Annotated in this window: 22 protein-coding genes; 12 read left to right on the plus strand and 10 right to left on the minus strand. The window is 54.7% G+C overall.

What is annotated here, in order from left to right:
• Together ACP5OT_RS14805 and ACP5OT_RS14810 are read right to left on the minus strand one after the other, a co-directional pair.
• Positions 1 to 1596 (minus strand): hypothetical protein, encoded by a 1596-nt coding sequence (locus tag ACP5OT_RS14805; protein WP_424675438.1) that lies wholly within the window; start codon positions 1594 to 1596, stop codon positions 1 to 3.
• Positions 1597 to 1659: 63 nt separating this feature from the next.
• Entirely contained in the window at positions 1660 to 2931 is a 1272-nt protein-coding gene (locus ACP5OT_RS14810; protein ID WP_424675439.1) for an alkaline phosphatase family protein, read from the minus strand.
• Between the two features lie 180 nt (positions 2932 to 3111).
• Here ACP5OT_RS14810 and ACP5OT_RS14815 point away from each other — a divergent pair, with 180 nt between their 5' ends.
• Genes ACP5OT_RS14815 through ACP5OT_RS14825 form a run of 3 tightly spaced genes read left to right on the plus strand, consistent with a single transcriptional unit; the run spans position 3112 to position 4648 of the window.
• Positions 3112 to 3825, plus strand: a complete 714-nt coding sequence (locus tag ACP5OT_RS14815; RefSeq protein ID WP_424675440.1) for a diacylglycerol/polyprenol kinase family protein — start codon at positions 3112 to 3114, stop codon at positions 3823 to 3825.
• Positions 3826 to 3873: 48 nt separating this feature from the next.
• Positions 3874 to 4260, plus strand: a complete 387-nt coding sequence (locus tag ACP5OT_RS14820; RefSeq protein WP_041470350.1) for an STAS domain-containing protein — start codon at positions 3874 to 3876, stop codon at positions 4258 to 4260.
• Positions 4247 to 4648: an anti-sigma regulatory factor gene (locus ACP5OT_RS14825; RefSeq protein ID WP_424675441.1), complete on the plus strand. Its 402-nt coding sequence runs from the start codon at positions 4247 to 4249 to the stop codon at positions 4646 to 4648. Before ACP5OT_RS14820 ends, ACP5OT_RS14825 begins: the two co-directional genes overlap by 14 nt.
• Before the next feature lie 66 nt (positions 4649 to 4714).
• Here ACP5OT_RS14825 and ACP5OT_RS14830 read toward each other — a convergent pair whose 3' ends face one another.
• Positions 4715 to 5902, minus strand: coding sequence for an iron-containing alcohol dehydrogenase (locus tag ACP5OT_RS14830; RefSeq protein ID WP_424675442.1), 1188 nt, complete (start codon positions 5900 to 5902; stop codon positions 4715 to 4717).
• A gap of 203 nt (positions 5903 to 6105) precedes the next feature.
• Between ACP5OT_RS14830 and ACP5OT_RS14835 the strand changes: the two genes are divergently transcribed.
• On the plus strand, positions 6106 to 7359 hold the full coding sequence (locus ACP5OT_RS14835) for an acyl-CoA dehydrogenase family protein (RefSeq protein ID WP_424675443.1): 1254 nt from the start codon (positions 6106 to 6108) through the stop codon (positions 7357 to 7359).
• 160 nt (positions 7360 to 7519) lie between these two features.
• Here the strand turns inward: ACP5OT_RS14835 and ACP5OT_RS14840 are convergent, their stop codons facing one another.
• Positions 7520 to 7843 carry an ArsR/SmtB family transcription factor gene (locus ACP5OT_RS14840; protein ID WP_424675444.1) on the minus strand — a complete coding sequence of 108 codons (324 nt, stop codon included), beginning with the start codon at positions 7841 to 7843 and terminating at the stop codon, positions 7520 to 7522.
• A gap of 338 nt (positions 7844 to 8181) precedes the next feature.
• Here ACP5OT_RS14840 and ACP5OT_RS14845 point away from each other — a divergent pair, with 338 nt between their 5' ends.
• A complete protein-coding gene (locus ACP5OT_RS14845) occupies positions 8182 to 9966 on the plus strand; it encodes a SulP family inorganic anion transporter (protein WP_424675445.1) in 1785 nt (594 codons plus the stop codon).
• A 98-nt stretch (positions 9967 to 10064) separates the two neighbouring features.
• A complete protein-coding gene (locus ACP5OT_RS14850) occupies positions 10065 to 11012 on the plus strand; it encodes a 1-phosphofructokinase family hexose kinase (protein WP_428112646.1) in 948 nt (315 codons plus the stop codon).
• Here ACP5OT_RS14850 and ACP5OT_RS14855 read toward each other — a convergent pair.
• The 3 genes from ACP5OT_RS14855 to ACP5OT_RS14865 are packed head-to-tail and all read right to left on the minus strand — an operon-like array spanning position 11003 to position 12861.
• Positions 11003 to 11332 (minus strand): hypothetical protein, encoded by a 330-nt coding sequence (locus ACP5OT_RS14855; protein ID WP_424675447.1) that lies wholly within the window; start codon positions 11330 to 11332, stop codon positions 11003 to 11005. The two genes, ACP5OT_RS14850 and ACP5OT_RS14855, sit on opposite strands and share 10 nt — an antisense overlap.
• Positions 11310 to 12125, minus strand: a complete 816-nt coding sequence (locus ACP5OT_RS14860) for a class I SAM-dependent methyltransferase (RefSeq protein WP_424675448.1) — start codon at positions 12123 to 12125, stop codon at positions 11310 to 11312. Before ACP5OT_RS14860 ends, ACP5OT_RS14855 begins: the two co-directional genes overlap by 23 nt.
• Before the next feature lie 16 nt (positions 12126 to 12141).
• On the minus strand, positions 12142 to 12861 hold the full coding sequence (locus tag ACP5OT_RS14865) for an SDR family oxidoreductase (RefSeq protein ID WP_287906269.1): 720 nt from the start codon (positions 12859 to 12861) through the stop codon (positions 12142 to 12144).
• Positions 12862 to 13040: 179 nt separating this feature from the next.
• Between ACP5OT_RS14865 and ACP5OT_RS14870 the strand changes: the two genes are divergently transcribed.
• Positions 13041 to 13604, plus strand: a complete 564-nt coding sequence (locus tag ACP5OT_RS14870) for an HD domain-containing protein (protein ID WP_424675449.1) — start codon at positions 13041 to 13043, stop codon at positions 13602 to 13604.
• 72 nt (positions 13605 to 13676) lie between these two features.
• Here ACP5OT_RS14870 and ACP5OT_RS14875 read toward each other — a convergent pair whose 3' ends face one another.
• The 3 genes from ACP5OT_RS14875 to ACP5OT_RS14885 form a co-directional block, all read right to left on the minus strand.
• Positions 13677 to 14930, minus strand: coding sequence for an AI-2E family transporter (locus tag ACP5OT_RS14875; protein WP_428112648.1), 1254 nt, complete (start codon positions 14928 to 14930; stop codon positions 13677 to 13679).
• Between the two features lie 37 nt (positions 14931 to 14967).
• Positions 14968 to 15513 (minus strand): helix-turn-helix domain-containing protein, encoded by a 546-nt coding sequence (locus tag ACP5OT_RS14880; RefSeq protein WP_424675451.1) that lies wholly within the window; start codon positions 15511 to 15513, stop codon positions 14968 to 14970.
• 229 nt (positions 15514 to 15742) lie between these two features.
• Complete coding sequence (locus tag ACP5OT_RS14885; RefSeq protein WP_424675452.1) at positions 15743 to 18334, minus strand: FHA domain-containing protein; 2592 nt, start codon at positions 18332 to 18334, stop codon at positions 15743 to 15745.
• 330 nt (positions 18335 to 18664) lie between these two features.
• Between ACP5OT_RS14885 and ACP5OT_RS14890 the strand changes: the two genes are divergently transcribed.
• From ACP5OT_RS14890 to ACP5OT_RS14910, 5 genes are all read left to right on the plus strand, one after another.
• Positions 18665 to 19924 (plus strand): Stp1/IreP family PP2C-type Ser/Thr phosphatase, encoded by a 1260-nt coding sequence (locus ACP5OT_RS14890; RefSeq protein ID WP_428132568.1) that lies wholly within the window; start codon positions 18665 to 18667, stop codon positions 19922 to 19924.
• A gap of 124 nt (positions 19925 to 20048) precedes the next feature.
• Positions 20049 to 21656 carry a Stp1/IreP family PP2C-type Ser/Thr phosphatase gene (locus ACP5OT_RS14895; RefSeq protein ID WP_428112650.1) on the plus strand — a complete coding sequence of 536 codons (1608 nt, stop codon included), beginning with the start codon at positions 20049 to 20051 and terminating at the stop codon, positions 21654 to 21656.
• Positions 21653 to 22966: a protein kinase domain-containing protein gene (locus ACP5OT_RS14900; RefSeq protein ID WP_424675455.1), complete on the plus strand. Its 1314-nt coding sequence runs from the start codon at positions 21653 to 21655 to the stop codon at positions 22964 to 22966. The genes ACP5OT_RS14895 and ACP5OT_RS14900 overlap by 4 nt, the downstream gene beginning before the upstream one ends.
• A gap of 21 nt (positions 22967 to 22987) precedes the next feature.
• A complete protein-coding gene (locus ACP5OT_RS14905; RefSeq protein WP_424675456.1) occupies positions 22988 to 24244 on the plus strand; it encodes a vWA domain-containing protein in 1257 nt (418 codons plus the stop codon).
• Positions 24245 to 24300: 56 nt separating this feature from the next.
• Positions 24301 to 25731 carry a zinc-ribbon domain-containing protein gene (locus ACP5OT_RS14910; protein WP_428132570.1) on the plus strand — a complete coding sequence of 477 codons (1431 nt, stop codon included), beginning with the start codon at positions 24301 to 24303 and terminating at the stop codon, positions 25729 to 25731.
• Positions 25732 to 26265 lie beyond the last annotated feature (534 nt).

Genomic DNA, 26265 nt, shown 5'->3' on the forward strand with positions numbered 1-26265 from the left:
CTATTGCACCGGTGCACACGACGGTGATGATGTTAACCACGGTGCAAAGGTAATATTGCTTCCTACTGCATCACCGCTTCCCAGCGGATTACTATCCGGTTCATATGGTCCAGAAGCATGTCCCCACCAGTTATTGCGCATATCGAGCGCAATCTCACTGGCTGCACCGCGTCCGATCCCAAACGTCAGATATGTCGGACGAATCACCGGTGTGTGCCCTTCGATTCGGTTCTGTTCGATCCGCAATGGCATGAGAAACGTACCGTCGGGTTTAACTTGCAACGTTTCGGTACGCACACTCAGCCCAAGATTATCGCCGACCAGCGCATTACAGACGACACTACCCTGTAGTATGCCATTCGTCGTTAATTGCAGATTTGCACTACCACCTCGGAAAAGATTACCCTCGACTGTCAAGTTCAGCGTCTCGCGGGCATTCTGATTAGCCAGTCGCACCATTGGTGCACCGGTGCTGAGACGGTTACCGGCAATCCGATTACCGATCAGTTTCACACTATTCCCGCGGCTGTACGAGACCTCGAGGGCGGCACCGAACGGTATATCGTTACCGGCAATCTCGCTGTGACTCAACTCGAACTGAGAGTCGACGACAAGCACGCCACCGCCGTTGTCGGTTATCCGGCTAAAGCGAACAACCAAACCACCCTCTTCACCGACCAAAACAACCCCGCCGAGACCACCACCGCGAATGTCGGTATGTTCAAGCGCGATAAAACCACCGGTCCGACCAAAAATACCACTCCAGCGCGTACCGGTCGCGGCCACAAACCGTACCGGCTGGTCGGGTTGACCGAGGGCAATCATCCGTCCACCATCAACATAGATTGCCACACCCGGCGCAAGCCGCACCTCGACTCCCGGCTCGATGATCAGTTCGCTGCCGGCAGGAATTTGAACATCACGGTTCAGCACGATCGGCCCCTGCCCGGCAGCCCAGCGTGTACTGCCTCGCAATACCAGCGCCGGGATTGGCGTCGGAGCCGGTGTGGCAGTCGGAACTGGAGTTGCCGTCGGCGGCGGTGGCACGGTCGGGCTGTCATCGATCACGAGATCGGAACTGGTTGGAGTTGGCGGTGGTGGTACCGTTGGGGGGCGAATCGTCGGTGGCGGAGCTGAAGGAGTAAACGTAGCCGTCGGCGGAATCGTTGACAAGACCGGCGGCGTACCTTCCGGCACCGGATACGCTGGCACCGTCGTGGCCGTTACCACACTTTCAGCCTGCACCGTCGCAGCGAGGGCGGTAATTTCTACCACCACACTCGTCTGCGTTTGGGCAAGATTAGACACCAAGGTAGTCGGCTGACCTACCGGATAGGCAGTACTCGGCGTGACTGCGCCACCGGCAGGTACGGTCGTTGCTATGCCGGGATATACCCCAACCTGTGTCGGCGGGCGCGTACCTATCACTGAAGGCGCCGGTGAGGGAGTACTTACATCGTTAATGCCAGGCGAAAAGACAAACGTAAGCGCAACTCCCAACCCCAACAACGCCAATGCTCCCAGCAAAAGCAAGGTGTCGCGATTCAAGCGTGGCGTCGGCGGCAAAGGATTCGGTGACGGTTCAGTCTCTGACACAGAAAAGCCTCCGCTACAATGCAGGCATCCCTCGCTATCTTAACATATCGCTGCAAGAGACGCCTATAGGGGCAGAATCGCCAACTCGGTCAACATTTCAGCCGGCGTCAAACCACCATGCAATCCGCGAAGTGTAAACGGACGAGCACGTGGATGCTCCCAACTCAAAGCCTTCCCGGGAGCAGGCAAGACGGTCAGTTCACCTAAACGGGCAAGCAACCGTTCACCCGGTTGCGGACCAAAATAGCCCGACGTCACCAATTCGGTAGTCGTCACTACCGTCGCCTGTTCACCAAGACGCAGTTGCAATTGGACTTGCACCTCAGCCACCGTTTCCGGTTGCAAGTGGAGCACCATCACCCGCGGCGAACCGGATGGTGGCAGCGGTTGGCGATCACCGCCACGGCGCAAGTAGCGGGTCAGGTCTGGCCACAACCGATTAAGCACAATGGCGTGTTGTGGATCGACCGACACCTGACCGTGATCGGCAGTCAACAACAAAAGGGCAGGTTTTGGCACCGACTGCAATACCGGCATCAGATGCCGTTCGAGCTGATCGAGTGTTGCGGTAATTTCAGCGGTGACCGCTGCTGAATCTGGTCCGTGCAAATGCATCACCGCATCAATCGTATCAAGGTAAAGATGGTAGAATGCCGGCTCTTGTTGGCGAGCGAACAACGCATGCAATCGGGTCGCAGCATCGGCAATCGTGTGAAAGGGCGTCACTAACGCGCCTTGGCACAACGTGCGCGTATAGACAGAGTGCGTAAGCGCCATCGGCAACAATACGGTACTCGTCACACCGGCGTCTTGCAAACGCCGATACCAGCGTTCGGTCGGATAAATCTGCTGCGGATCGACCCCGTAAGTCGCCAGTATATCGGATGTATGTTCAAACACCGGTGAGAAGAGTAACGAGCCGATAACCGCTTGCAAATCGGGTTCAAAGATATACCACTCATAAATCCCACTCCGATCGGCGGCCAGGCCGGTATGGAGTAACGTCACGTGAACAGCCGTGGTCGAGGGAAAAGCGCTGGTCAATTGGAGGATCAGACCATCGGTACTAAACCGGCGTAGAAACGGAGCCTGGTCAACAAACCGACTAAAAAACTGCCACCCAAACGAGTCGAGCATCAGTAAGATGACGGTCTGCGGTTGCGACGGCAAGCCGGTAAGGGCCGTTGGTGGCAAACCTGCCGAAGCTGCCCCGGTAAACCAACCCTCAATCGTGGCCGGAATACGCGCAAAACCAAAGGTGTCATAGAGCGGAACCACGTGATCAGGCCTCCGCACGGCCGCTGTTACCGCAGAGGTTGATTCGGTAATCAACATAATCCACTCCTCAGGTATAGCGACAAGCTAACCACACTGTACCATAATCTACAGTGCTACCACCAAGCAATTGTCAGACAATACTCACCATGTTCTTGACAAGTCATCAATTGACGATTTGCCTACCTGAGGATAGAATAGAGGCAAGTCTCGCCATCAAGAATACGGCGCCATTACATTATGAGCACACGCGATCTCGTAGGACTTATTGCTTCGTTCGGTTACGCATTTAGTTTGCTCATTATTGCCGAAGTTATTCGCCGTTGGCGCGGGTACCCTCAAGACTTTACGCGCAAATTTGTCCATATCGGCGCCGGTATGTGGGTCTTTGGTGTACTGGCGCTCTTTGAGAACTGGACAATCGGGATTATTCCTTTTGCCACATTCATTGTGCTCAACTACATTTTTTACCGTTTTCGGCTACTCGAGTCGGTTGATTCGCCTGACAGTAGCCCCGGAACGGTATATTTTGCCCTATCTATCACCCTTCTGTTTCTGGCGTTCTGGCGTACTAATTCGGCCGATGATCGCGGCTCCATCGCGGCTGCCGGCACGATGGCGATGACATGGGGCGATGCACTGGCAGCGATTGTCGGTAGACGCTGGGGGCGTCACCATTACCAAATCGGGCGTGGACGGCGTTCAGTTGAAGGCTCGGTGGCGATGTTCATCGCCAGCCTCATTGCAATGCTGCTGACTCTCCTATACGTACCGGGTTCAGCACTTAGTCCCCTCAGCACACCGATCAGCTTCACTGCGGCGCTATTGTCGAGTATTGTTGCAGCAATCGTCGCAACGCTTGCTGAAGGGGTCTCACCGCACGGAACAGATAACATTAGCGTACCATTACTAGCGGCTGCCGTGATTGCCGGAATGCTGGCAGTTGTGCAATAATATGTGGAGCGAATACCCACGCTCGCTGGAATGGTAGAGGAGCGCGTCTTGGACAATCTTCGCATTCCTATCTTGAAAATCGGAGACATCCTGATCGCCTCAATTCAGGTGGCGCTCCACGATGCCTCCGCAGTTCAATTCAAAGACGATCTCTTGCAAAAGATTCACGATACCCGCGCCCGTGGTGTTATTATCGATCTGACCGCGCTCGACGTGGTCGATAGTTTCATTGGTCGCCTGATTGCCGACATTGCTGCGATGGCCGGGTTAATGGGAGCACGAGTGGTACTGACGGGCCTCCAACCGGCGGTTGCTATTACACTCGTCGAATTAGGGCTTGAACTACCGCGTGTGCTCACAGCGCTCAACCTCGAAAAGGGGTTGGCTATGATGCAGCGGATGACCGCCGAGGAGAGCGACGATGGCGCAGAGTAAGACTGCTGTCATTCGGAGTGACCTTGATATTGTCATCGCGCGCACCATGGCTCGCGATATGGCCAAGGCGCTCGGTTTCGGACCAATCGATCAAGCGCGCATCGCGACGGCAGTGAGCGAGTTGGCCCGCAATATTTTTCTCTACGCTGGGACGGGCAATGTGACCGTGCGCAATATTGAGAAGGGATCACGTAAGGGCATCGAGATTATTTGCGAAGATCAAGGACCGGGTATCCCCAATATCGATCTGGTGATGCAAGACGGCTACAGCACCTCGCGTGGGATGGGGATGGGTCTACCCGGCGCTAAACGCCTGATGGATGAGTTCGACATTAAGTCGCAAGAAGGCGTAGGTACAACGATTATTTGCCGGAAGTGGCGCACGTAGAAACCTTACTGCACACGCAGTGTTGGAAGAGGGGCACAACGATACGGTGCCCCATAATGATGCTGCTTACCCAACCATTCGCTCACCTTCGTCATACGCCTTAGCGTACAACTCAATAATCTCTTGCTTGGTCGGCTTGCGTGGGTTATTCGCTGGGCTGCCACTGTCAATGGCTGCATCGGCCATCGATGGGGCAAGTTCCATCAACCGTTCACGTTCAACCCCCAACTGACGAAGCGAGGGAATGTTGATGTCCCGTACCAAACGCCGAATCGCGACCACGGCACGATCGGCGGCTTCCATCAGTGATAACCCCTCAATCGGTTCTCCCATCGCGCGGGCAATATCGGCATACCGCTTCGGATCACCAACCAGACTAAACTCGGTCACGACGGCCAACAACGCTGCATTCGAGACACCATGCGCGATGTGGAAGTGCGCACCGATCGGGCGCGACATCCCATGAACCAGTGCTACCGATGAGTTGCTAAACGCAATCCCGGCTTGGGTTGCGCCCAGCATCATCTTTTCGCGCGCTTCGATATTATTACCGTTGGCCCACGCCTGGCGGATATTGCTCGAAATTAGCTCAATCGCCGACAAACACAACACATCGGTCATCGGTTGCCGCTTTACCGAGACGTAGGCCTCAATCGCATGCACCAACGCATCAACTCCGGTCGCAGCGGTCACGCTCGGCGGTGATGAGATGGTCAGCATCGGATCGACAATCGCAATTGTCGGCATCAAGTAAGGGCTACCGATCAACATCTTGACATCAGTCTTTTGATCGGTAATCACCGTATAGATCGTCGCTTCACTACCGGTACCTGCTGTGGTTGGAATTGCCACCAACGGTACGCCAGGGCTGGCAATCTTACCAATCCCCTTGTACTGCTCAATTGAACCACCATTGGTGACCAATACCGCTACTGCTTTGGCCGTATCAATCGGGCTACCACCACCGACGGCAACGACAAAATCACAACCGCCCTCGTGGTAGCTGGCAAGCGCCTCTTGCACATACTCAACCACCGGTTCAGTATTGACACCGGCATACACGACACCGGCAATGCCGTGATTCGCCAGATTCTGCTCAACCTGCCCGACAATACCGAGCTTCTGCATAATCTGATCGGTCACGATGAGTGCCTTCCGCCAGCCCCGCTTCGCACACTGCGCGCCGACCTGCTCAACCGCACCGGAACCGATCACCATCTGGGCCGGCATAATAAACTCACGTGGTGGCATCATACGCCCCTCCTTTCTGCTATGGAAGCTGTTCACATCGTTGCGCGGTGAGGAATAATTGGCTTGAAGTGTAATACAATTTGCACGCTGCGTCAAAGAAAGACCAAACGAGCGACATACCACAATTCAGCACAGTCAAGGTATAATCAAGACGCTCGTGCTGCGGCAAGCATAACCTGCTCTGCCCGATACAAAGGAGTATCGCAATGGATCTGACCGCCAACTATGACATGTTTCTCGGCCCCGAACACGACCTCCTGCGCCAAACGGTGCGTAACTTCGCCGAACGTGAAGTTGCTCCGTACATCCGCGAATGGGATCGGAGTGGCGCAAAAGCTGAAGGGCCAGAAGATCGCCCGCACTTGCGCCCGATCCTCAAACGGATGGGCGAACTAGGCTTCCTCGGCATCTGTATTCCACAGCGGTACGGTGGTGCCGGGATGGATTATCTGGCGCTCGCAGTAGTCTGCGAAGAGCTGGAACGGGTTGACAGCTTTCTGCGGGTTGTCATGAGCGTGCATACCGGCCTCAATTCGCTCTCGCTCCTGCAATGGGGCACGGAAGAGCAGAAACAGCGCTTCCTGGTACCGCAGGCACGTGGCGAGAAGCTGGCCGCCTACTGCTTGACCGAGCCTAACAGCGGCACCGATGCCGCCGCCATGCAGGCTACTGCGCGCCGCGATGGTGATGTCTATATCCTCAACGGCGAGAAGATTTGGATTAGTCTCGCCGATCTGGCCGACAACTTTCTCGTCTTTGCCAAAACCGACCCCGCTGCCGGACCACGCGGTATTACGGCGTTCATTGTTGAACGCACTATGCCCGGTGTAAGCAGCTACCCAATTCACGGTAAATTGGGAGTACGGGCCGGCAACACCGGTGGTGTTGTGTTCCAAGATGTCCGTGTACCACTCTCACATCGGCTAGGCGAAGAGGGTGAAGGTTTCAAGATTGCGATGGCCGCGCTCGACAATGGCCGTTACACCGTCGCTGCCGGTGCTACCGGCCTGATCCAAGCCAGTCTTGAAGCGAGCATCCGTTATGCCCGCGAACGACAAACCTTCGGTGTGCCTATCGGCGAACACCAACTGGTCAAGCGAATGATCAGTCATATGGTGCGAAAACTCGACACCTCGCGCTTGCTCGTCTACCGAGCCGGTTGGATGAAGAATAAAGGCATTCGCAACACCCGCGAAACCACCCTCGCGAAATGGCACGCGACGGTAAGCAGTTTTGAAGCCGCTGATGATGCGCTCCAGATTCACGGTGCGTATGGTTATGCCGACGAGTATCCGGTTGAGCGTTATTTACGCAACGCCCGTGGTGCGATCATCTATGAGGGGACACGCGAGTTACAAGAGCTGCTACAGGCCGATTTTGTGATGGGCTACCGCAAATATCCAACCCTGCGGTGTGAATTACCGGCCTACGACCCGGAGCTTTGGGAGGGCGAAGCGTAGCCTACAGGGAGCTGGGTAGAACACGCAGGGATATCAGCCTTCCGTGCGAATACTGGAAGGAGAAACGGAGCGGGGTGGTAGAAGCGCAGTAGCATCCATCCCGTTCCTATCTTTTACCGCAAGTTCTTTCACTCGGTGTGGATCGCTCTATCGAACGGCATCACTGCTCTTCATTCAAGATCGCTAACATCTCCTGTGTATCGATCAGATGGTTATTAAAAATTTGCCGAGCCACATCGAGCAATTGGAAGATCATCGGATCACGGACACGGTAGTAGACCGTCGTACCCTCCTTACGAGAATCGACGATATTCTTGTTGCGCAGCACAGCCAACTGCTGCGAGACACTCGATTGCTCAATCGCCAGTGCCTGCTGCAACTCCTGCACACTCCGCTCACCGGCGCGCAACTGATCGAGAATAGCGAGCCGGGTAGGATGCCCAAGGGCTTTAAAGAACTCGGCTTTGAACCGATGGAGAGGCATAGGAATCTCCTTTGAATATTCTAATATTTTGATACTTTTAACACGAATCGACCGAACTGTCAACCTACGTGTATGAACTCACCAAGCATACATTGGTTGTTTTGGTGTTACCGAGCATAGGTTCCATAACCACGTGCTTGGCAGGTTTCGACAACTTTGACGCATCTCCCGGTGAGCATCCGGCGCTCAACTGTTACGTTTGCCGAACGGTCAAAGCGCACGTTACCTATCTCAACATCCACCATACGGCGGATTGACATCAGACTACGAGTGTGTTACAATTCTTTAAGTTATTAAAATATGAAATTATTATCATATTATGATTAAGGAAAATCCCTATGAACAACTTGCTCGGTCGCTTACCCATCCTCTCCACTTGGCAACACGAATTTGCCGGTTATTCACTCAAGCACCTGCGCTCAGACATACTGGCCGGTTTGACAACCGGCGCCGTTGCGTTGCCTCTCGCACTTGCCTTCGGTGTCGCATCCGGCGCCGATGCTCCCGCCGGTTTAATCACCGCCATTCTAGCCGGATTGATCATCGGTGGTCTTGGTGGCGCCGCTTATCAGATTAGTGGTCCGACCGGTGCAATGTCGGCCATTCTGATCGCGATCTCGGCGCGCTATGGTATCGAAGGTGTGTGGGTTGCAACGCTCCTGGCCGGCCTGATAATGATCGGTCTTGGGCTAGCCCGACTCGGTCGCTATATCGCATTTATCCCCTCACCGGTCATTGCCGGTTTTACCAGTGGGATTGCCCTTATTATCGCCATCGGTCAGCTTGATAACGTGCTCGGTATTCAAACTCCGAAAGCTGAAAACGCACTTGAGAAGTTACTCCACTACTTCACCCATCCCCTGTTTCCCGACTGGCATACGCTGGTCATTGCCGGTATCGTGATCGCGATCATGATCCTCCTGCCACGTTTTCACAAAGGTATCCCTGCCTCGCTGGTTGGGATTATTGTAGCAACGGCGATCAGTGTCGGTCTAGGGTGGAATGTACCGATCATCGGTGATATTCCACAAACGATTTTGCTCGACCATCGCCTGACATGGCAAACCATTCCATGGGATCATCTTAGTGACCTATTAACACCGGCCGTCTCGATTGCTGCACTCGGCGCAATCGAGAGTCTGCTATGCGGTGCGGTTGGCTCAACGATGAGCGGTAAACCGTTTGAGAGCAATCAAGAATTGGTGGCTCAAGGGATCGGAAACCTACTCATACCGTTCTTTGGTGGAGTGCCGGCTACCGCTGCGATTGCCCGTACCAGCGTAGCAATCAAGAGCGGAGCGGTAACCCGACTAACCAGTATTGTCCATGCCTTACTGCTGCTCCTCAGCGCACTGGCCCTGGGGCCGATTCTGCGCTACGTTCCCCTTGCTGCGCTTGGCGGTGTCCTTCTGATGACTGCATGGCGCATGAATGAGTGGGAGAGCATTCACTTCTTCGTCAATGCACGTCTCCGCCACGCGCTCATCGGCTTCTTCATCACGATGCTGGCGACTGCTGCGCTTGATCTCACGCAAGCGATCTTGATCGGAATTGCGATCTCGGCAGTAATCTATCTCCGCCAATCAGCCACCAGTACGGTAGTGACCAGTTCGCCTATCAATCCACAGCAACTGCAAGGGCAAGGTTCGCCGATTACTGCAACGTGCCCCAGCATTCACGTCTACTACTTGACCGGTCCTCTCTTTTTTGGTAGTGTCACCACGGTGCTAGAAGCGTTTGAAACCGCCGGCGATTATCACACGATTATCATCAGTATGCGCGGCGTACCCCTGATCGATGCAATGGGTATTCAGGCCCTCCATCAGATCGTCGAAGAACATCATGCACGCGGTGGTGAAGTCATTTTCACCGCGTTGCAACCAAACGCACTGGAGATGTTCAAACGCACCGGTCTCTTCGAGCTTGTCGGAGCACGGAATATCTACTGGAGTTCGGCCCACGCGATTGTCGAACTGCACGAAAAACGGCTGGTTGCCGGTTGCCCACGCTGCCATGCACACGGTGATAGTTGTCACGTCTTGCAGATGGCTCGTGAACGACTCGGTAACCAACCGACACCGCCCTCCCTGCCTACAGCTTCTCCATCAACGCATACGAGCTAACCCAACCGATTGAGCGGTGAGTGGACAAGGCGGCCTGAGTGGCCGCCTTTTGGTATACTAAGATTGGACAAATACCACTTAGCGGCAACGGATGCATGATGGCAGCTTCACCAACGTTCTGTATTATCACGCCTAATCCGGCCCTCGATCACATCTTACTCGCCCCATCGTTACGACTCGGTACCATTCAGCGGGTACCCCAAACTCATCTGGCAGCCGGCGGCAAGGGGTTGAACGTCGCTCGAGTAGCGCGAGCGCTAGGGATGAACGTCACCGTATGTGCGCCGCTCGGCGGATTTACCGGACAACACGTAGCCAGACTCGCCGCGCGTGAAGGTATTAACCTCACCGCTGTCCCGATTGACGGCGAGACACGCATCTGCACGCTCATCGTCGATCCGACGACCGACACAATCACGGTGCTCAACGAACAAGGGCCATTCCTGACCGATCGCCATTGGCAGGCATTTATCGATCGCGTTTTGGATGTTCAGGCAACGTGGAATCTCATTTGTGGTAGTTTACCACCGGGAATTGCGCCTACCGTCCTCACCGATCTCATTCGTGAACTGTGCCGGCAGAACCGCTATGTACTGGTTGACACCAGTGGGCCGGCGCTAGCCGCAGCGATAGCAGGCAAGCCCGACGTGGTCAAAATCAACGGTGATGAGTCCGGCGAACTCCTCGGTATGTCGGTGACAAGCATTGTGACCGCACAACAGGCGGCAAGCGAACTCGTTCGACGCGGGATCGACACCGCCGTTATTACCCTCGGTGCTCAAGGAGCGGTCGGTATCGGACGACGACATCGGCCGGCCGGCGTGATCGCCATTCCACCACCTATAACTGCCCGCAGTCCGATCGGCTGTGGCGATTCGTTTTTTGCCGGCCTTGCCATAGCACTCGCCGACGACAGATCACTGGCGGAAGCGTTACAAATCGCTACTGCCTGTGGTGTGGCTGATGCCCAAACGATCGAGCCGGGCCGGATCGACCCACACATCATCAATACGCTCGCTCAACAGATAGCCATCAGCTATTGGTGAACTTCAGCTTCTGTCAGGTGCGGCGGTGTCGCACCGATCAAGCGAGCAAGTAAGCGCATCTGGTCAGCGGTCAGATACGCACTACGCTGTCCATTTGCGGTATAAAAGGTCAGATCACCTCCTGCACCGAGGATCAACCGATAATGCCCCACCTCACGGATACGCTTCTGCACCACGCTAAGCAATTCGCGCAAAACCACCACCTCATCGGCGTTGAGTACTACTGCATCGTACCCACGGATCAGGTGGTGCAAAATCAGCGCCGGCGTCGCATCAGGATGGTACGACACTTCAAACTCACCGATGAGCGTGATCGGCATCCTCTGCCTCCATCCTCACCGTCCGGTCGCGAGTTGCGATCACCACCTGCCAGACACTCTCTTCGGTAAAGGGTACTGGTGGCAACGCTGCATCACCGAATACGCTCAGCGGACGTAAACCGGCAGCACGCAGCATTGCCGTTAATTCCGGGAAACCGTAGAGCCGAATCTGGTCACCGGGATGAGTGACATCAATTCCGCGACTGGCATCGATATAACGATAATCAATTTCGAGAGTTGCTCGTCGAGGGTCAAAACGCGCTTCACGCAACACAAATCCGCTACCGATTGGATACCAACCACTGCGAAAATCTCGCAAGTAGCGCTCAATTTGGTATGGATTGAGACATTGGATCAGAACTTTACCCCCGGGAACCAACGCTCGCGCGATACCGTGTAACACTGCCTGATTCGTCGCATCATCGAAAAAACCGAGACTGCTGTTCATCAGCAGCACAACATCGAACCGTTCGTGATAGGGCAGATCACGCATATCGCCGATAACAAACTCCACGCTTAGCCCTTGTTCGGCAGCAGCAGCGCGCGCATGGTCCAATACCGACGCTGCGGCATCTAACCCCACCACCGTCCAACCACGGGCTGCCAAGGCCAAGCTGTGGCGTCCACCGCCACATGCCAGATCGAGGATCGTCTCCACACCGCGTAACCCAAGGGCATCGATGAGAAAATCGACCTCACGGCGTGTCAACTCATCGGCATACTGGCGGTAGTGGGCGAACTCATAGACTTGGAGTAATTCTTCCCACCAATCACGTGACGCCTGCTCGGCCATACCACACCCCACCTGCTTACAAATCGACCGTGCGTGGCATAATGGGCAACTCATCAACCCGCAGGCTTGGCGGCAGCGTACAGACCCACAACAATGCCTGCGCCACGTCTTCGACGGTCATCAACCGTTTGCGCAACTCTTCAGCCGGGTTCAGCGGCGCAATATCGGCATCGATCATTCCGGAAAAGACGGTCGTCACAAAGACATTGTAAGGTCGCAACTCTTGGGCAAGCGCCTGCGACAACCCTGACAGCGCGAATTTAGCCGCGCAGAACGGTGCAATGTTGGCAACCCCGATCTTGCCCACCCGCGAACCGAGGTTCACAATCGTTCCGCTTCGCTGACGCTTCATATAGGGCACCACTGCGCGCATCAGGTAAAACACACCATTGAGATTGACATTCATGACCGACTGCCATTCGGCATCGCTAAACTGCTCAAGCGGTGCGATCTTCTCGACGTTACCGGCACAGTTGAGTAAAATATCGATCCGACCAAGCATTTGCACCGTTGTATCAACTAAATGCTGGACCTGTGCTGAGACTGTAATATCGGTGGGGATCGCAAAGGCGTGATACCCTTCCGTAGTTATCATACTGACCAAATGTTCGAGGCGATCACGTCGGCGGGCGGCAACAATGACGGTTGCCCCTTCACGAGCAAACAGACGGGCAGCCGCATAGCCAACTCCACTTGAAGCACCGGTAATAATTGCAACGCGCCCTTTCAATCGCATAGTGTCTTCTCCGATGATCAGTCACAATGGCTTCATGGGTATTATACCTGAGGAATATCTGAAGTATAGACCATTTTCGGCATGGTAATGTCACAGTAGGAGCAATACGCTACCATTGCGTTGACAAACAAGAAGTGGTATAACATAACAGGTAACACAACATTAGGAGAAGGGGCACAATGTACTGGGATACCATCGCTGATCTCCTGCATCATCCACGGGTTATTGAGACACGCTACCACATGCACCACAGTGTTCCAAAGCACGATCATTTGCTACGCTCAGTACATTTCTCGTACTACCTCGCGCCATTCTTTGGCGCCGATCGGGTAACGTGCGTGCGAGCAGCCCTTCTCCACGACCTCGATTCGCGGTATGGCACACTGACAACGCACGGCGCAATTGCTGCCCGTGTTGCCGCCGAACTTGGCGAATCGGAAGCCGTTTCGGCAGCAATTATCAGCCACATGTACCCTTTTGGGCCACGTCCAACCACACGCGAAGGATGGGTGTTAGCGGTTGCCGACAAGCTAGCATCTTTGGCCGATTTGGGGGCATTTGTCAGTGGGCTACTTTCCGGTCACAGCCTACGGGTACGCCGACAACTATGCCAAAGTGATCCGTTTTATGCTGCACGGTATGCACGTCGGCGCCATCGTCGTCTGATTAATTCACTTTGGCGACGGCTCGGACGGAACGGAGGATCGCGCTGGCGTTTCGGCAACCAAGCCCAACAGGTCTAGCTGATAAGCAATTCAGTGATCGGCACGGAAACGTTAAGGGTGCGGGAGACCGCGCCCTTAGCAGGTTTGTTATCATCGAGGTTCATCAAGTGGGCGTGTTCGGGGAACGTCTTCCGAGGTGGGCGGAGACGGCGCCGATTGATCGGTCATGGATTGGGCCACTACTTCGGTAAGAGCTGCTATCGGACGCAACCGTTCAGGCAGAACACCTGCCGGACGGGGCGGATCGCTCAAACGACCGTAGAGATAGAGGAACAGATCGCGGGCCATTGCACTCAGTGGCGCCGAAAGGATCGCTCCCAACAAACCAAAAACCTGCGAACACACGACCAGCACAACCATGAGGATCGCCGGATGGACCCCCACGCTTTCGCCGATAATGCGTGGCACAAGGATATGATTCTCGAGCTGCTGGATAGCAATGTAGAGAATAGTAACGGCCAGCGCAGTCGTCGGCGAATCGGCCAGACCCAACAAGATTGCCGGGATGGCACCGATAATTGGTCCGATCACCGGTACTAACTCGGTAACACCGGCTACGACCGCTAACAACACCGTATATGGTATCTTCATCCCCGCCATATTCAGCGCCGTGAGGCCGATCCACGCGGCCAAGCCAACGGACGTACCCAGAATCAACTGACCGCGCAGATAACCGCTCAGGTCGTAATCGATAATTGATATCATCGCCCAAAAATCGGCCCGTAAGCGGGGATGGATCAAGCGATTGAGATAATCGCGCCCGGTGCGCTGATCCATCAGCACGTAGAAGAGCCAAAATGGCACCAGAAAGAAACCTAGCAGAAAGGTGACCGTATTAACAACCGATAACACACTATTAATCAGAAACTGGCCGATTCCTTGCAAATAGTTGACGAAATTAGCCCGCAGGGTGCCCAAGCCCTCTGAGGTCGCCGATGCAATCGCGCTTTGCACCTCAGACTGTATAGCAGGTGGCAAGCTGGCAAGCAACTGCTCATACTCATCGAGTAACCGATTAGCCTCACGCTGGATCGTTGCAATATCAGGTAGGGCACGGATCAGTTCGGCGATCTGGGCAATCAGTGGTGGGATGACAAACGCAATCGCAGCCACCACTGTGCCAAAGGTCAGCAGATACACGGCCAGAATTGCTAACCAACGCGGCATCCAGCGCTCAAAGAAGTTGACTAGCGGTAAAAATAGATAGGCGAGCACACCGCCAAACACAAACGGCGTAATCGCCGAACTGGCATGACTAATCAGCCAGCCAACAAAATAAATTGACACCGCAACAAGCAACCAGCGCGCAATCCGGCGGATTTGAGCTGGGGTGAAGATGGTCATGCAACCTCGATCAAGGGTGGCACTGACTTGCCGTCAGTCAACGATCATCACGTAAATTTAACGTATTGACGGTCAACATTGTTGCAATCGAATTACCGACGTTTGTCCAGCTATAGGCAGTATCATCGTGGAAAAAGAGGGTATCGCCGCTTTCGAGATCGTACTGCTCTTCACCTAATGTATAGCGCACATGGCCTGACAGCACGAATACCATTTGACTACCACGTGACGAAAAGCCTTGCTGGCTACTACCGGGGTAGGCTTCGATCAGACGTGCGTCAAGATCGCTGTTCGGCGGTAGCAAGGAAAAAACTTGCACCGGTGCATCATCAAGGGAAAGCCGTACTCGTTCGGCGGGACGTACTACCTGACCAACCTGCTGATTATCTTCACCCTCAAAGAAATGGGTCATCTTCACGCTAAAAAATTGGGCCAGCTTGCGCAGGTTTGCCACTGATATATTCACTTTATCTCGCTCGAGGCGGCTGAGGAACGATGGTGTCAACCCCGACCCTTCAGACACCTCTTGCAAGGTTAGACCACGTTCCTGGCGTAACCGCCCGATCTTTTGTCCGAGTGACATACGCAAACTCGATAAATAAAAGCAAGTGCTGCACACACTTGCACGCTGACAATAGCCGTCACCTCAACAGTTCCAATTCGTCAGTTGTGATTATACGCCAACAGGAAACCAATGTCAAGGTGTTGCACAGGCTACGAAGAGCCTATTTAGATGATTGGGAGGCAGTCTGAAGTAAAAATTGCACATTTTTCATAAATGAAAAATGTCGCAAAGTTCATGCAGAGGAATATTAGATCATACGATCACGACGTCGCAAGATCCATGCAGCAATGAGCAGGCAGACCACGGCATACGTACCCAATGCCAGCCAACGCCCGATTAGATGAGCCGGATCATGGTTAAAGGCTGCTTCAGTTTCGAGAAAACCGGGGGAACAGCCGGGAGGAATACTTCCCTGATCATCGGTGTTAGGCAGGTTGCATAACCGATTAATATCAAGACTAGCACCGAGCGCATCCATCGCCCACCGACTGATCGTGAGCCATGAGAGCGGCGTAGCAAGACCCTCGATGGCAAAGATCAGCCCGGCAAATAAGATTTGAGGGATGAGAGCAAACGGTACCAGACTGATCGCCCGATCCGGTGTTGCCGACGCCGCGCTGATCGCCAACCCTAACGACATACCGGCACCTGATGAAAGTACCAGTGTGATGAATGTCTCGATAAGTGGTGGCAGGAAGATGCCGGTATCATCGGGAAACCTTACTTTGAGGAGCACGATGGCTAATAATACGATTGTCTGCACCACGATCAGGCCGCTAAGAACCGTTACCTTCGAGCACAAATATGGCCCGATCCGCAGATTGACTAACCGTTCTCGCCGATAGATCGCTTGCTCTTTAGTAATCTCACGAGCAGCGTTGATAATCCCAAACCAGACACTGACCGTCGCCAGCATAAATAGTACCTTTTTTGCTTCACTACGCTGGATCAGGTCTTGGGCTTGTGTCCCGGTCAGCGCATCGCTACGGACGACTAATACCAATAGTAAGGCGATGATCGGCGCTTGGAGGAGTAAGATCAGTACGTTACGCCGGTCCTGCCGCATGAGATCGAAGTAGCGGCGGGTCAAGAGACCAAACTGCCGCCATGCTGAGACACGCTGCGGTGCCTGCTTGACGGTAGGATTCTGTACCTGTGGCCCACTCGATGCACTAGCCAGTCGCTCTACCACGTACCGTTGGTAGAGTGATGATTGACGATAGCGCATTTCCCACAATTCGGCCAGTGTCGGCGAGCCATCCGCTTGAGGATGCGCCGAACACCACATGTCGTACTCGGTTTTCAGATCGCGTCGTACCACCGGATGATCAGGACCGGCTATGCCTTCAATTTTAGTGTAAATATCGGCAAAATCGCCGCTCGTAATCTGAAAGAACCGCAGCGCTTCGGCAGGCGGCCCGAAGAAGACCATGCGACCATTCCCTGCCATAAAGATAACGTGATCACATTGCGTGATGTTGGCCGTGGCATGCGTCACCAGCACTACTGTCCGCCCACTATCGGCGAGACGGCGCAGTGTATACATCATCTTCTTTTCGAGACCGGGATCAAGCCCGCTCGTTGGCTCATCGAGAAAGAACAGGCTGGGATCGGCCAACAATTCGGCACCGATACTGACACGTTTGCGTTGCCCACCCGAAAGGGTCTCAATCGGCTTATCACGGTGCGGTGTCATCTCGACATCGTCGAGCACTCGCTCGATCCGAGTTACTACTTCTTGGTCAGACGTATCGGCGGGTAAACGCAGCCGAGCAGCATATTCCAATGCCCGTTGTACCGGTAACTGTCGATGAAGAATATCATCTTGCGGCACGTAACCTAAAACCGTGCGGTAAGCGGCAAAATTGCGATAGAAATCGTCACCATTGACCAGCACGTGTCCTTGATCGGCCGGTGCATACCCGCAGAGTGCTTTCATCAGAGTACTTTTGCCGGTACCTGAACCGCCGACAATCGCAACAAATTCACGCGGTGCAATCGAGAGAGAGACATCGTTGAGAATAATCCGCCGAACACCGTTGCGCATAACCACACGCGACAAGTTGCGGGCATCGATCCGTAACGCGCCTTGCTGGTCGTAACGGTCAAGACGGGTAACGTTGTAGACGAGTTTAAACGCGCCGATCTGGATTACATCACCCGGTTTCAGCATTACCGGCGCTGTTACCCGCTGACCGTTGACGAATGTGCCGTTGGTACTACCCATATCCCGCAGCACTACTCCACCAGGAGTACGATCAATCTGTGCGTGGAAGCGTGATACCTGCGGATTATTGAGAATAATGTCACAACCTACTCGTCCGATGGTGATTTCCGGATCGTTCGGATCGAGGGGGAATTGTTGTGGTACGGCTTGCCCTGCCGCCGTAGTAGTCAGCATTGGGTTGTGATATATTAACGAGACAAAGTTACCGGTGGCCGGATCACCGATGCGCAGAACATCACCATCCGCCAGCTCACGCTCGCTGACCCGCTGGCCGGCAAAGAGCAGACCATTACGACTGCCGACATCGACAATCCGATGCCCTTGACCACTCGGTTCGATGCGGGCATGTCGTCCGCTGACAAAGCGTGATTGCAACACAATATCGTTATCGGCAGCCCGCCCAATTGTTAACGGTCGACTACCGAGCAACACGTGACGTTCATTGCCGAGTTCGCTAATCTGCAAAACGGCATTACCAGTAGCAAGGATGGTAGTCGGGTCGTGAGGGGGGGAGGGGGACAACGCTCGCCCGCACGACGAACAAAAGCGGGCATCAGGCCGGGTAAGCGGGGCCTGGCAGAAGGGGCACAGCGGCGTTTCATCGGTCGCCACAACGGTAGCTCCTATGCTATAATGCGAGTTGCTTCTCGGGTTCCGTTCTTGTGATAGCATGGATCACTACGATTTGCAACCGCAATGCATCCAACATCCGTTGTGTGACGTCGTATGTGTTGCCTGACGCATAGGCGCTAACGCAAAGACGCGAAGGGCGCAAAGGAGCGAAGGGATGCATGCACCAAATCAACCGGTACGTTCGGCTCACACCAATACGCATCGCACCACGAGATAACATTACGCCAGTATATGTTCATTACGAGCGAGTGGAGTAAGATACCAGCAAAGTTGCTCCCATTCCGACCTACCATATGATGAAGGTAAGCGGTGGCAACACAAGAGTCTGGGCAATGCAGAGTGTGTGGCAACCCAATCGGAACGGCACAGCAAGTATGCCCTCACTGCGGATCATCACTTGCTACGCCATCCGAACAGGTGATTATTACCGGCGAACGCCAATTAGTACTCGTGGCCGACACGATTAGTTTACGTGATTTACTGGCGATTATCGAAACCAGCCTTGCGTTCTGGCGTCGGCGATACGAGAACGCAACCGGTGTCGCCCGTGACAAGGCTGCCGTAGCGTTACAAGAACTGTCACAAATTCTTGCTAGCCTGGGGCAGCAGATTGCCCAAGGGCGCGAGACTGTTCATATTACCACCCGCTTGCCCGCCCAACGACGCTATCCGCTCGCCTGTCCGTTCTGTGGCCGTGGGAACCGTGCGCAAGCTCGCTTTTGCGTCTCGTGTGGTTCTAGCCTCCAACCACCATTGCAGAAAACGTATCCACCGCCACCACTGCAACCACAAGTGGCCCTCCATAGCCACACCGGTCGTGTCCGCCAGATTAATGAAGATACCGTGTACGCCGGTACTTTTAGTCGTGGGAACGAGCATATCGGCACATTACTTATCGTCGCCGATGGCATGGGTGGTGCGTCAGCCGGTGAAGTGGCCTCACAATTGGCAGTAACGACGGTGAAGCATTTCTTACAACAGGCGCTGAACAAGAACCTCCCCGGCGACGACGAGGCGTGGCTTGCTTTGTTACAAGCCGCGATGCAGACCGCCCACGAACAAGTCGCTCATGCGGCCCACGCCGACCAACACCGAGCCGGCATGGGTACAACGCTCACCATCGCACTGACGGTTGATCGACGGGCCTACCTCGGCCACATTGGGGATAGTCGCGCATACCTCATTACTGCCGGAACTGACAATGAGGCGCCGTTGTGTCAGCAATTGACGACCGACCACACGATTGTTGCGCGGCTTGTCGATATTGGTCAGATCAGCCCGGAAGCAGCCCGCACCCATCCACAACGCCACATCCTCTATCGTTCATTGGGTACTGACCAGCCGTTTGTTGTTGACACCCGTGTACAGGCGCTAGCACCCGGCGATATACTGTTGTTATGCTCCGATGGATTGGTGAACCACGTCACCGATGAAGAGTTAGCCCAACTGGTCGTTACCAATCCACCGGTACGTGCTGCGATGGCGTTAGTCGATCTTGCCAACCAACGCGGCGGACACGATAACATTTCGATTATTATTGCGCATTTTAGCGCTCAATCTGCGATGTAGATGACATATGCGTTGTTCGTTATGTGGCACTGAAAATCGCCCACAAGCTCGCTGTTGCGCCATCTGCGGACAACCATTGCCGGGACGCCAACCGCTTGCGGTTAGTGGAGGATGGTTAAGCGACATGCTCGCTAGTCCGCTCGATCCACCCACACAACCGATCGCCGGTGAGGAGGAACTGATGGAACCCAACCTACCACTCTTTGCTAACCGGTTTGCGCCAACCCACCCACTTACCGAACCATGGTCGACCGGACCGCTCGAAGTACGTGATTTAGCACCGTGGCAACGCTGTTGGGCATGTGGTTCGACGGCCAACGAAGCGCACGAGTCGTACTGCATCGATTGCGGAGCTGCTCTCGAAACAAGGGTCTATCCCGCTTTCCTTTCCCCCCGTGATACTCCATCTGGCCCGGCCTTGATCGATCGCTTGGCCGATCCGCTAGCACGCGCTATTTTGCCTGAAGTTCTTGAACAGCATGATCTCGATGGCTGGCGCCTTACGGTCTTGAACGATAGTGAATTGCCCCCACTTAGCACACCGCTCGATGAGACAACAGCCCTGACCATCGGCGCCGCACTGGCCCAACTCCTGGTCAATCTTCACGGATCACACATCGCTCTTGGCAAATTGACCGTCGAGGATCTCGGTTTGAGTGGGCCACAACAGATTCGACTCCGTCAGGTAAATCAGTTGCGGCTGGTTAATGATGATGAACGCGAAACTGTGTTTTACGCCGATCTCGTTGTGCTTGCTGAGATATTGGAACGATTGATGGCCATCCCCCGCACAACGCAGCGCCTTGACGAACAGGCGTTGATTGAAGCAACGCAGATCACCGATAGTCTAGGAACCGTCCTGCGGCAAATCCGTACCGGTGAACTACGCGATGCAACCACGGTTGCTACACGCCTCAGTGCATTACGCGATGAACGCACCCATCCCATACCCCTCATCCAAATGGCCGGTTCGTATACCGATGTGGGCCGCGTGCGCGATCACAATGAAGATAGCCTATTTCGCCTAACCGTCTGCCTTGAAAATAACGGTCAACGACAGAGCTGTGGCATATATATCGTCGCCGATGGTATGGGTGGACACGCAGCCGGCGAAGTCGCCAGTGGCTTAGCCGTGAGGAATGCTGCTCGCCTACTGATCGATAACTACCTGCAACAAATGATAGCCGGATCACGTCTGTATCACGAGTCTGAGATGCGGGAATTGGTACGGCAAGCTGTATTATCCGCCAATGAAGCGATCTATCACGAAGGCCACGCGCAGGCCAATGATATGGGAGCAACCTTAACCATGGCGCTCGTGATCGGTGATCGAGCGGTAATTGCTAATGTTGGCGATAGTCGGACATACCTCTTTCGCAATGGCAAGCTCCGACGGATCAGTAAGGATCACTCCCTGGTGATGCGGTTGGTCGAGCTTGGTCATTTGCAAGAAGAGGATATTTACACTCATCCACAGCGCAATGCCGTACTTCGTTCGTTAGGTGATCGCACGAAGCCAGAGATTGATCTGTACAGTGTCCGTCTCTTTGCCGGTGACGCGCTCTTACTCTGCTCCGATGGACAATGGGAGATGACGCGCGATCCGGAGATGGAGCGGATTATTACCGAAATTGCCGATCCACAGCAGGCCTGTGAAGCGTTAGTCGCATCAGCCAATCAAGCCGGCGGTGAAGACAACATCGCTGTCATATTGGTGAGAATAATGCCATGAAATGTCCACAATGTGGGGCCAGCTTTAACAAAGACGTTATCTTTTGCCCCGAATGTGGAAACCGCATCCGCAGCACCGATCAACCGGTTGCAGCATCTGCCCCATTAGCAGTCTTGCAAGGCCGGTACGAATTACGTCGGTGCCTTGGTGCAGGTGGGATGGGGGCGGTCTATCTCGCGACCGATCGACGATTGGGTACAATCCAATGGGCAGTAAAAGAGATGAGTGATACCCTGATCACTTCGCCGATCGATCGCCAACTGGCCCAAGAGGCCTTTCGCCAAGAAGCAGAACTGCTGGCGAAACTAAACCATCCCTATCTCCCGCGCGTCACCGACCACTTTGAAGAGAATGGCCGCCACTATTTGGTGATGGAGTTCGTGCCTGGCGAGAATCTGAGAGATTATACCAATCGCGTTGGCCTGCCGCGTCCATTGCATGAGGTGTTACGATGGACCGCCCAGATTTGTGAGGTGCTTACCTATTTACACGCGCAACAACCGCCGATCATTTTCCGCGATCTGAAGCCGACCAACGTGATGATTACGCCAGAAGGTACGATCAAGCTGGTCGATTTCGGTATTGCCCGCTTGTTCAAACCGGGTAAGGAACGCGATACCCAAGTCTTTGGCACGCTCGGCTATAGCGCACCCGAACAGTACGGTCGTGGTCAAACCGATCCGCGCTCCGACATCTATAGCCTCGGTGTGCTGATGCACCATCTGCTCACCGGTCATGATCCGAGCACGACACCGTTCCGCTTGCCACCGGCCAACCAGCTCAATCCCGCCATCCCGCCATATATTGCCAATGTGATAACCCGCGCAACCGAGAGCGATCCATCGCGTCGCTTCGCCAACGTGATCGAGCTACAACAGGCACTGTTTGGGAATAGCGGTCAATTGGTCAACCCGCAGATGATGCAGGAGTCGGTACACCAAGCAGCCCGCAGTAACGCCATCGCTGTGAAACCGATAGTTGTGCATGCAAGCACCGGAATGGCGAGTGCGGCACGTTGGATCGGGATTATCGGTGCGGTGATGATGACAATCGCAACTGGATTGGTCGGTATCAATCTGGTGTATAACAATGATGCACCGGTATTGGCCGGTATCGGTATTCTCATGGCCTTGGGCGCACTTCTGTTTGCGCTCATCGGTGGCATCGTGAGTTTGATCGCACTGGCTAATCCCAAGACCGCCAACACGGAATATGGTCGCCGCGATACAATCATCGGTTTTGTGACAAGTTTAGCCGCCTTTCTGTTCTGTTGTGTGATAGCAGCACTGATCAACCAATGGCCTAGTTAGCCGCATAGTAAGGGTACGAGCATGCCTGAATCAGTTACTTTGACCTGCCAATGGGGACGCGCACCTATACCTGTAAGTAACACACCACAAGTTGGCTATCTCCTGGTTGAAGCAGTTGCCCCGGCTTCACCAACTGCGACATTGCCGCTCAATCTCTGCTTCGTCCTCGACCGTTCAGGGTCGATGCAAGGCGAGAAGCTCGCGAACCTAAAAATAGCTACTCGCCGAGTGATTGAGTTGTTGCGTCCACACGACGTAGCAGCCATTGTTATCTTTGACGACACGGTACAAACCCTCGTACCGGCAACTCCAGTTGGTGATCGGTCGACGCTCCTCGCAGCCGTTGCAACCATTACCGAAGCCGGTGGGACGGCAATGTCGCTCGGTATGAAAGCAGCGCAAACCGAACTCCAAAAATACCTTGGGCCTGATCGGATCAGCCGGATGCTGTTACTGACCGATGGGCAGACGTGGGGTGATGAGCCAATCTGTCGTGATCTGGCACGCACCCTTGGGCAAGCAGGTGTGCGCATTACCGCATTGGGACTAGGCACAGAATGGAATGAGCAGTTACTCGACGATATTGCTGCGGCGAGCGATGGGTATTCCGATTATATTGCCGATCCGGCACAGATTGAGACGTTTTTTCAGCAGGCAGTGAAAGAAGCACAGGCTGTCGTTGCTACCGATGCACGGCTGCTCCTCCGGCTTGTCCGTGATGTGACGCCGCGTGCCATCTATCGCGTCAAGCCGGTAATTGCGAACCTCGGCTATCAACCTATCGGCGATGCAGCGGTTGCAGTGCGGCTAGGCGATTTAGTCGGTGATCAACCGGCAGCCATCTTACTCGACCTGATGCTTCCTCCACGCACGCGAGGCCGGTTTCGGATTGCACAGGCTGAGTTACATTTGACACCGGTTGATCAACATAGTGAAACGGTGATCAAGCAAGATATCTTGCTCGATGTCGCCGATCAGGCCGGGCCAGAGAGTTATGTTCCCGCTGTCATGAATCTGGTCGAGCGGGTGACGGCGTTTAAGTTGCAGACTCGCGCCTTAAGTGAAGCAGCAAGCGGTAATACGGCGGGTGCAACCCAAAAACTCCGTGCAGCCGCAACTCGTTTGCTCGATCTGGGTGAACTAGAGCTTGCCGAGAAGATGAATCAACAAGCGGCAACGCTCGAACAGGGTCAACCGCTCGATCCGGCTACCCAAAAAGAGTTGCGTTATGCTACGCGACGACTGACCCAGCGACTAGAGAAAAACGAACAGGCATAGCAGTGGGATATTCTTGCAATCGCTCCATAAGATTGCTTGCAGCATGAGGAACAACTATGATCATCTGCCCTTCGTGTGGTGCCCAAAACGAACCAACCAACCGCTTCTGTGATCAGTGCGGAACCCGCTTGGTCAGTCCAACACCGATGACCGTCTCACCTGATCAGCCAACAGCTCTCGCACCGTCATGTCCGGTTTGCGGTGCAACGGTCTTGCCCGGTGAGCGTTTCTGCGATAACTGTGGTGCTGATCTGCTGAATACACCGGCTGCACCTTCAATTCCATCTGACCAAGCAACACTAATCGCCCCACCAGACGCCCCCCAACTTTTTTGTCCAAGCTGTGGCGATCCAGTCTTACCCGGTGAGCGCTTCTGCGACCATTGTGGCGCCGATCTTAGCCACCTAACGGCACCATCCTCGGATGCACTGACCGTCATCGCACCGCCCGCACCTGAACCGTCCGCGCCACCATCCGCCGATGCACCGACCATCATCGCGCCACCCGCACCCGAACCGTCCGCGCCACCATCCGCCGATGCACCGACCGTCATCGCGCCACCCGCACCCGAACTGCCGGCACCACCCATCGACACACCGACCGTCAATGGAACAGCCTCCATCGCCGAACCGGTTGCACCGGTAGTTGGGACCGCACCTTTCGCCTCGGCGGTACCACCGTCGCCCAGCGATTGGGCAGCCGAACGAGCGCGATTAGAAACCTTACTCGCCGCCCACCGTGACACCGTCGCTCAGTATGAGCAGATGGCTGCCCGCTATCCGGCAGGTAGCGTCCCGGCCTTCATCCTCGCCGGACTCGATGCGGCACGGGCGGAATTAGCTAAGACTGAGGCCGCACTGGCCGCTCTCCCAAGCGGCCCTGATCCGGCAGAGGTTGCCCGGCTCGAAGCGTTACTCGCTGCCCATCGTGACACCGTCGCTCAGTATGAGCAGATGGCTGCCCGCTATCCGGCAGGTAGCGTCCCGGCCTTCATCCTCGCCGGACTCGATGCGGCACGGGCGGAATTAGCTAAGACTGAGGCCGCACTGGCCGACCTGATCGGCAATGCTCCATCATCGAGCACACCGATTGCTACACCGAATGCCCACCCCTCAGCCCCAACACCGCTTGGGACACCTGTCGTAAACCTACCGCAAGAGGTTTCCTGTTTAGTGTTGGCTGATGGCAGTGAGATCATCTTGCCTCCCGGTAAAACGGAATACGTTATCGGTCGAGAAGACCCGGTGAGCAATATCTTCCCGGAAATCGACCTTACTCCCTACGGTGGAGAGCTAGGAGGTGTGAGCCGCCAACACGCCAAAATCGTCCACGTCGGCAATCAATGGAGTATCATCGACCTAAACAGCACAAATCATACGCGCGTGAATGGCAATCGCATTGAACCGCAAACGCCGGTGTCGATTAGCGACGGTACAAAATTGCAGTTTGGACGCTTGTTGGCAACTTTCCGGCTTAAAACCAGTTGATGTAGCCGTGAAACGCAAATAACTGGTAGGAAGACGTTGAGTTATTCCCTGCTATCAAGAACGTATGCTATCGTGGATACACTTCCTAAAACGAGTGACTTAGGTCAGTTCATCGCGCCATAGGCGTCATCTCCCCGCCTGTGGCCGAAACCCCTCTCCCGTTCTTCTCGCCACCGACCGCACAGCGTTAACGGCGAGAATACCAGCGCTCGGCAAGTATCGGCCGTGCGCTGGAGCGTTTGGTCCGATATGCCTGACCATCGAGTGCTCGTTTGGACGCGCCTCTGCCGACTGTTTGGAGACGAAGATGTCTCGCTTCGCTCGACATGACAACGAGGGCGGCGGTGATGCATAGCAATCACGATGACACGGGCAGGGTTCGCTCCCCCTTGTCATTTCGAGCGCAGCGAGCAATCTTACCCATTCATCACGCAGCACTCGCGATGACATTGAGAATGAAGATGTCTCGCTTCGCTCGACATGACAACGAGGGCGGCGGTGATGCATAGCAATCACGATGACACGGGCAGGGTT

Source organism: Chloroflexus sp., from assembly GCF_049970315.1.
Classification (GTDB): domain Bacteria; phylum Chloroflexota; class Chloroflexia; order Chloroflexales; family Chloroflexaceae; genus Chloroflexus.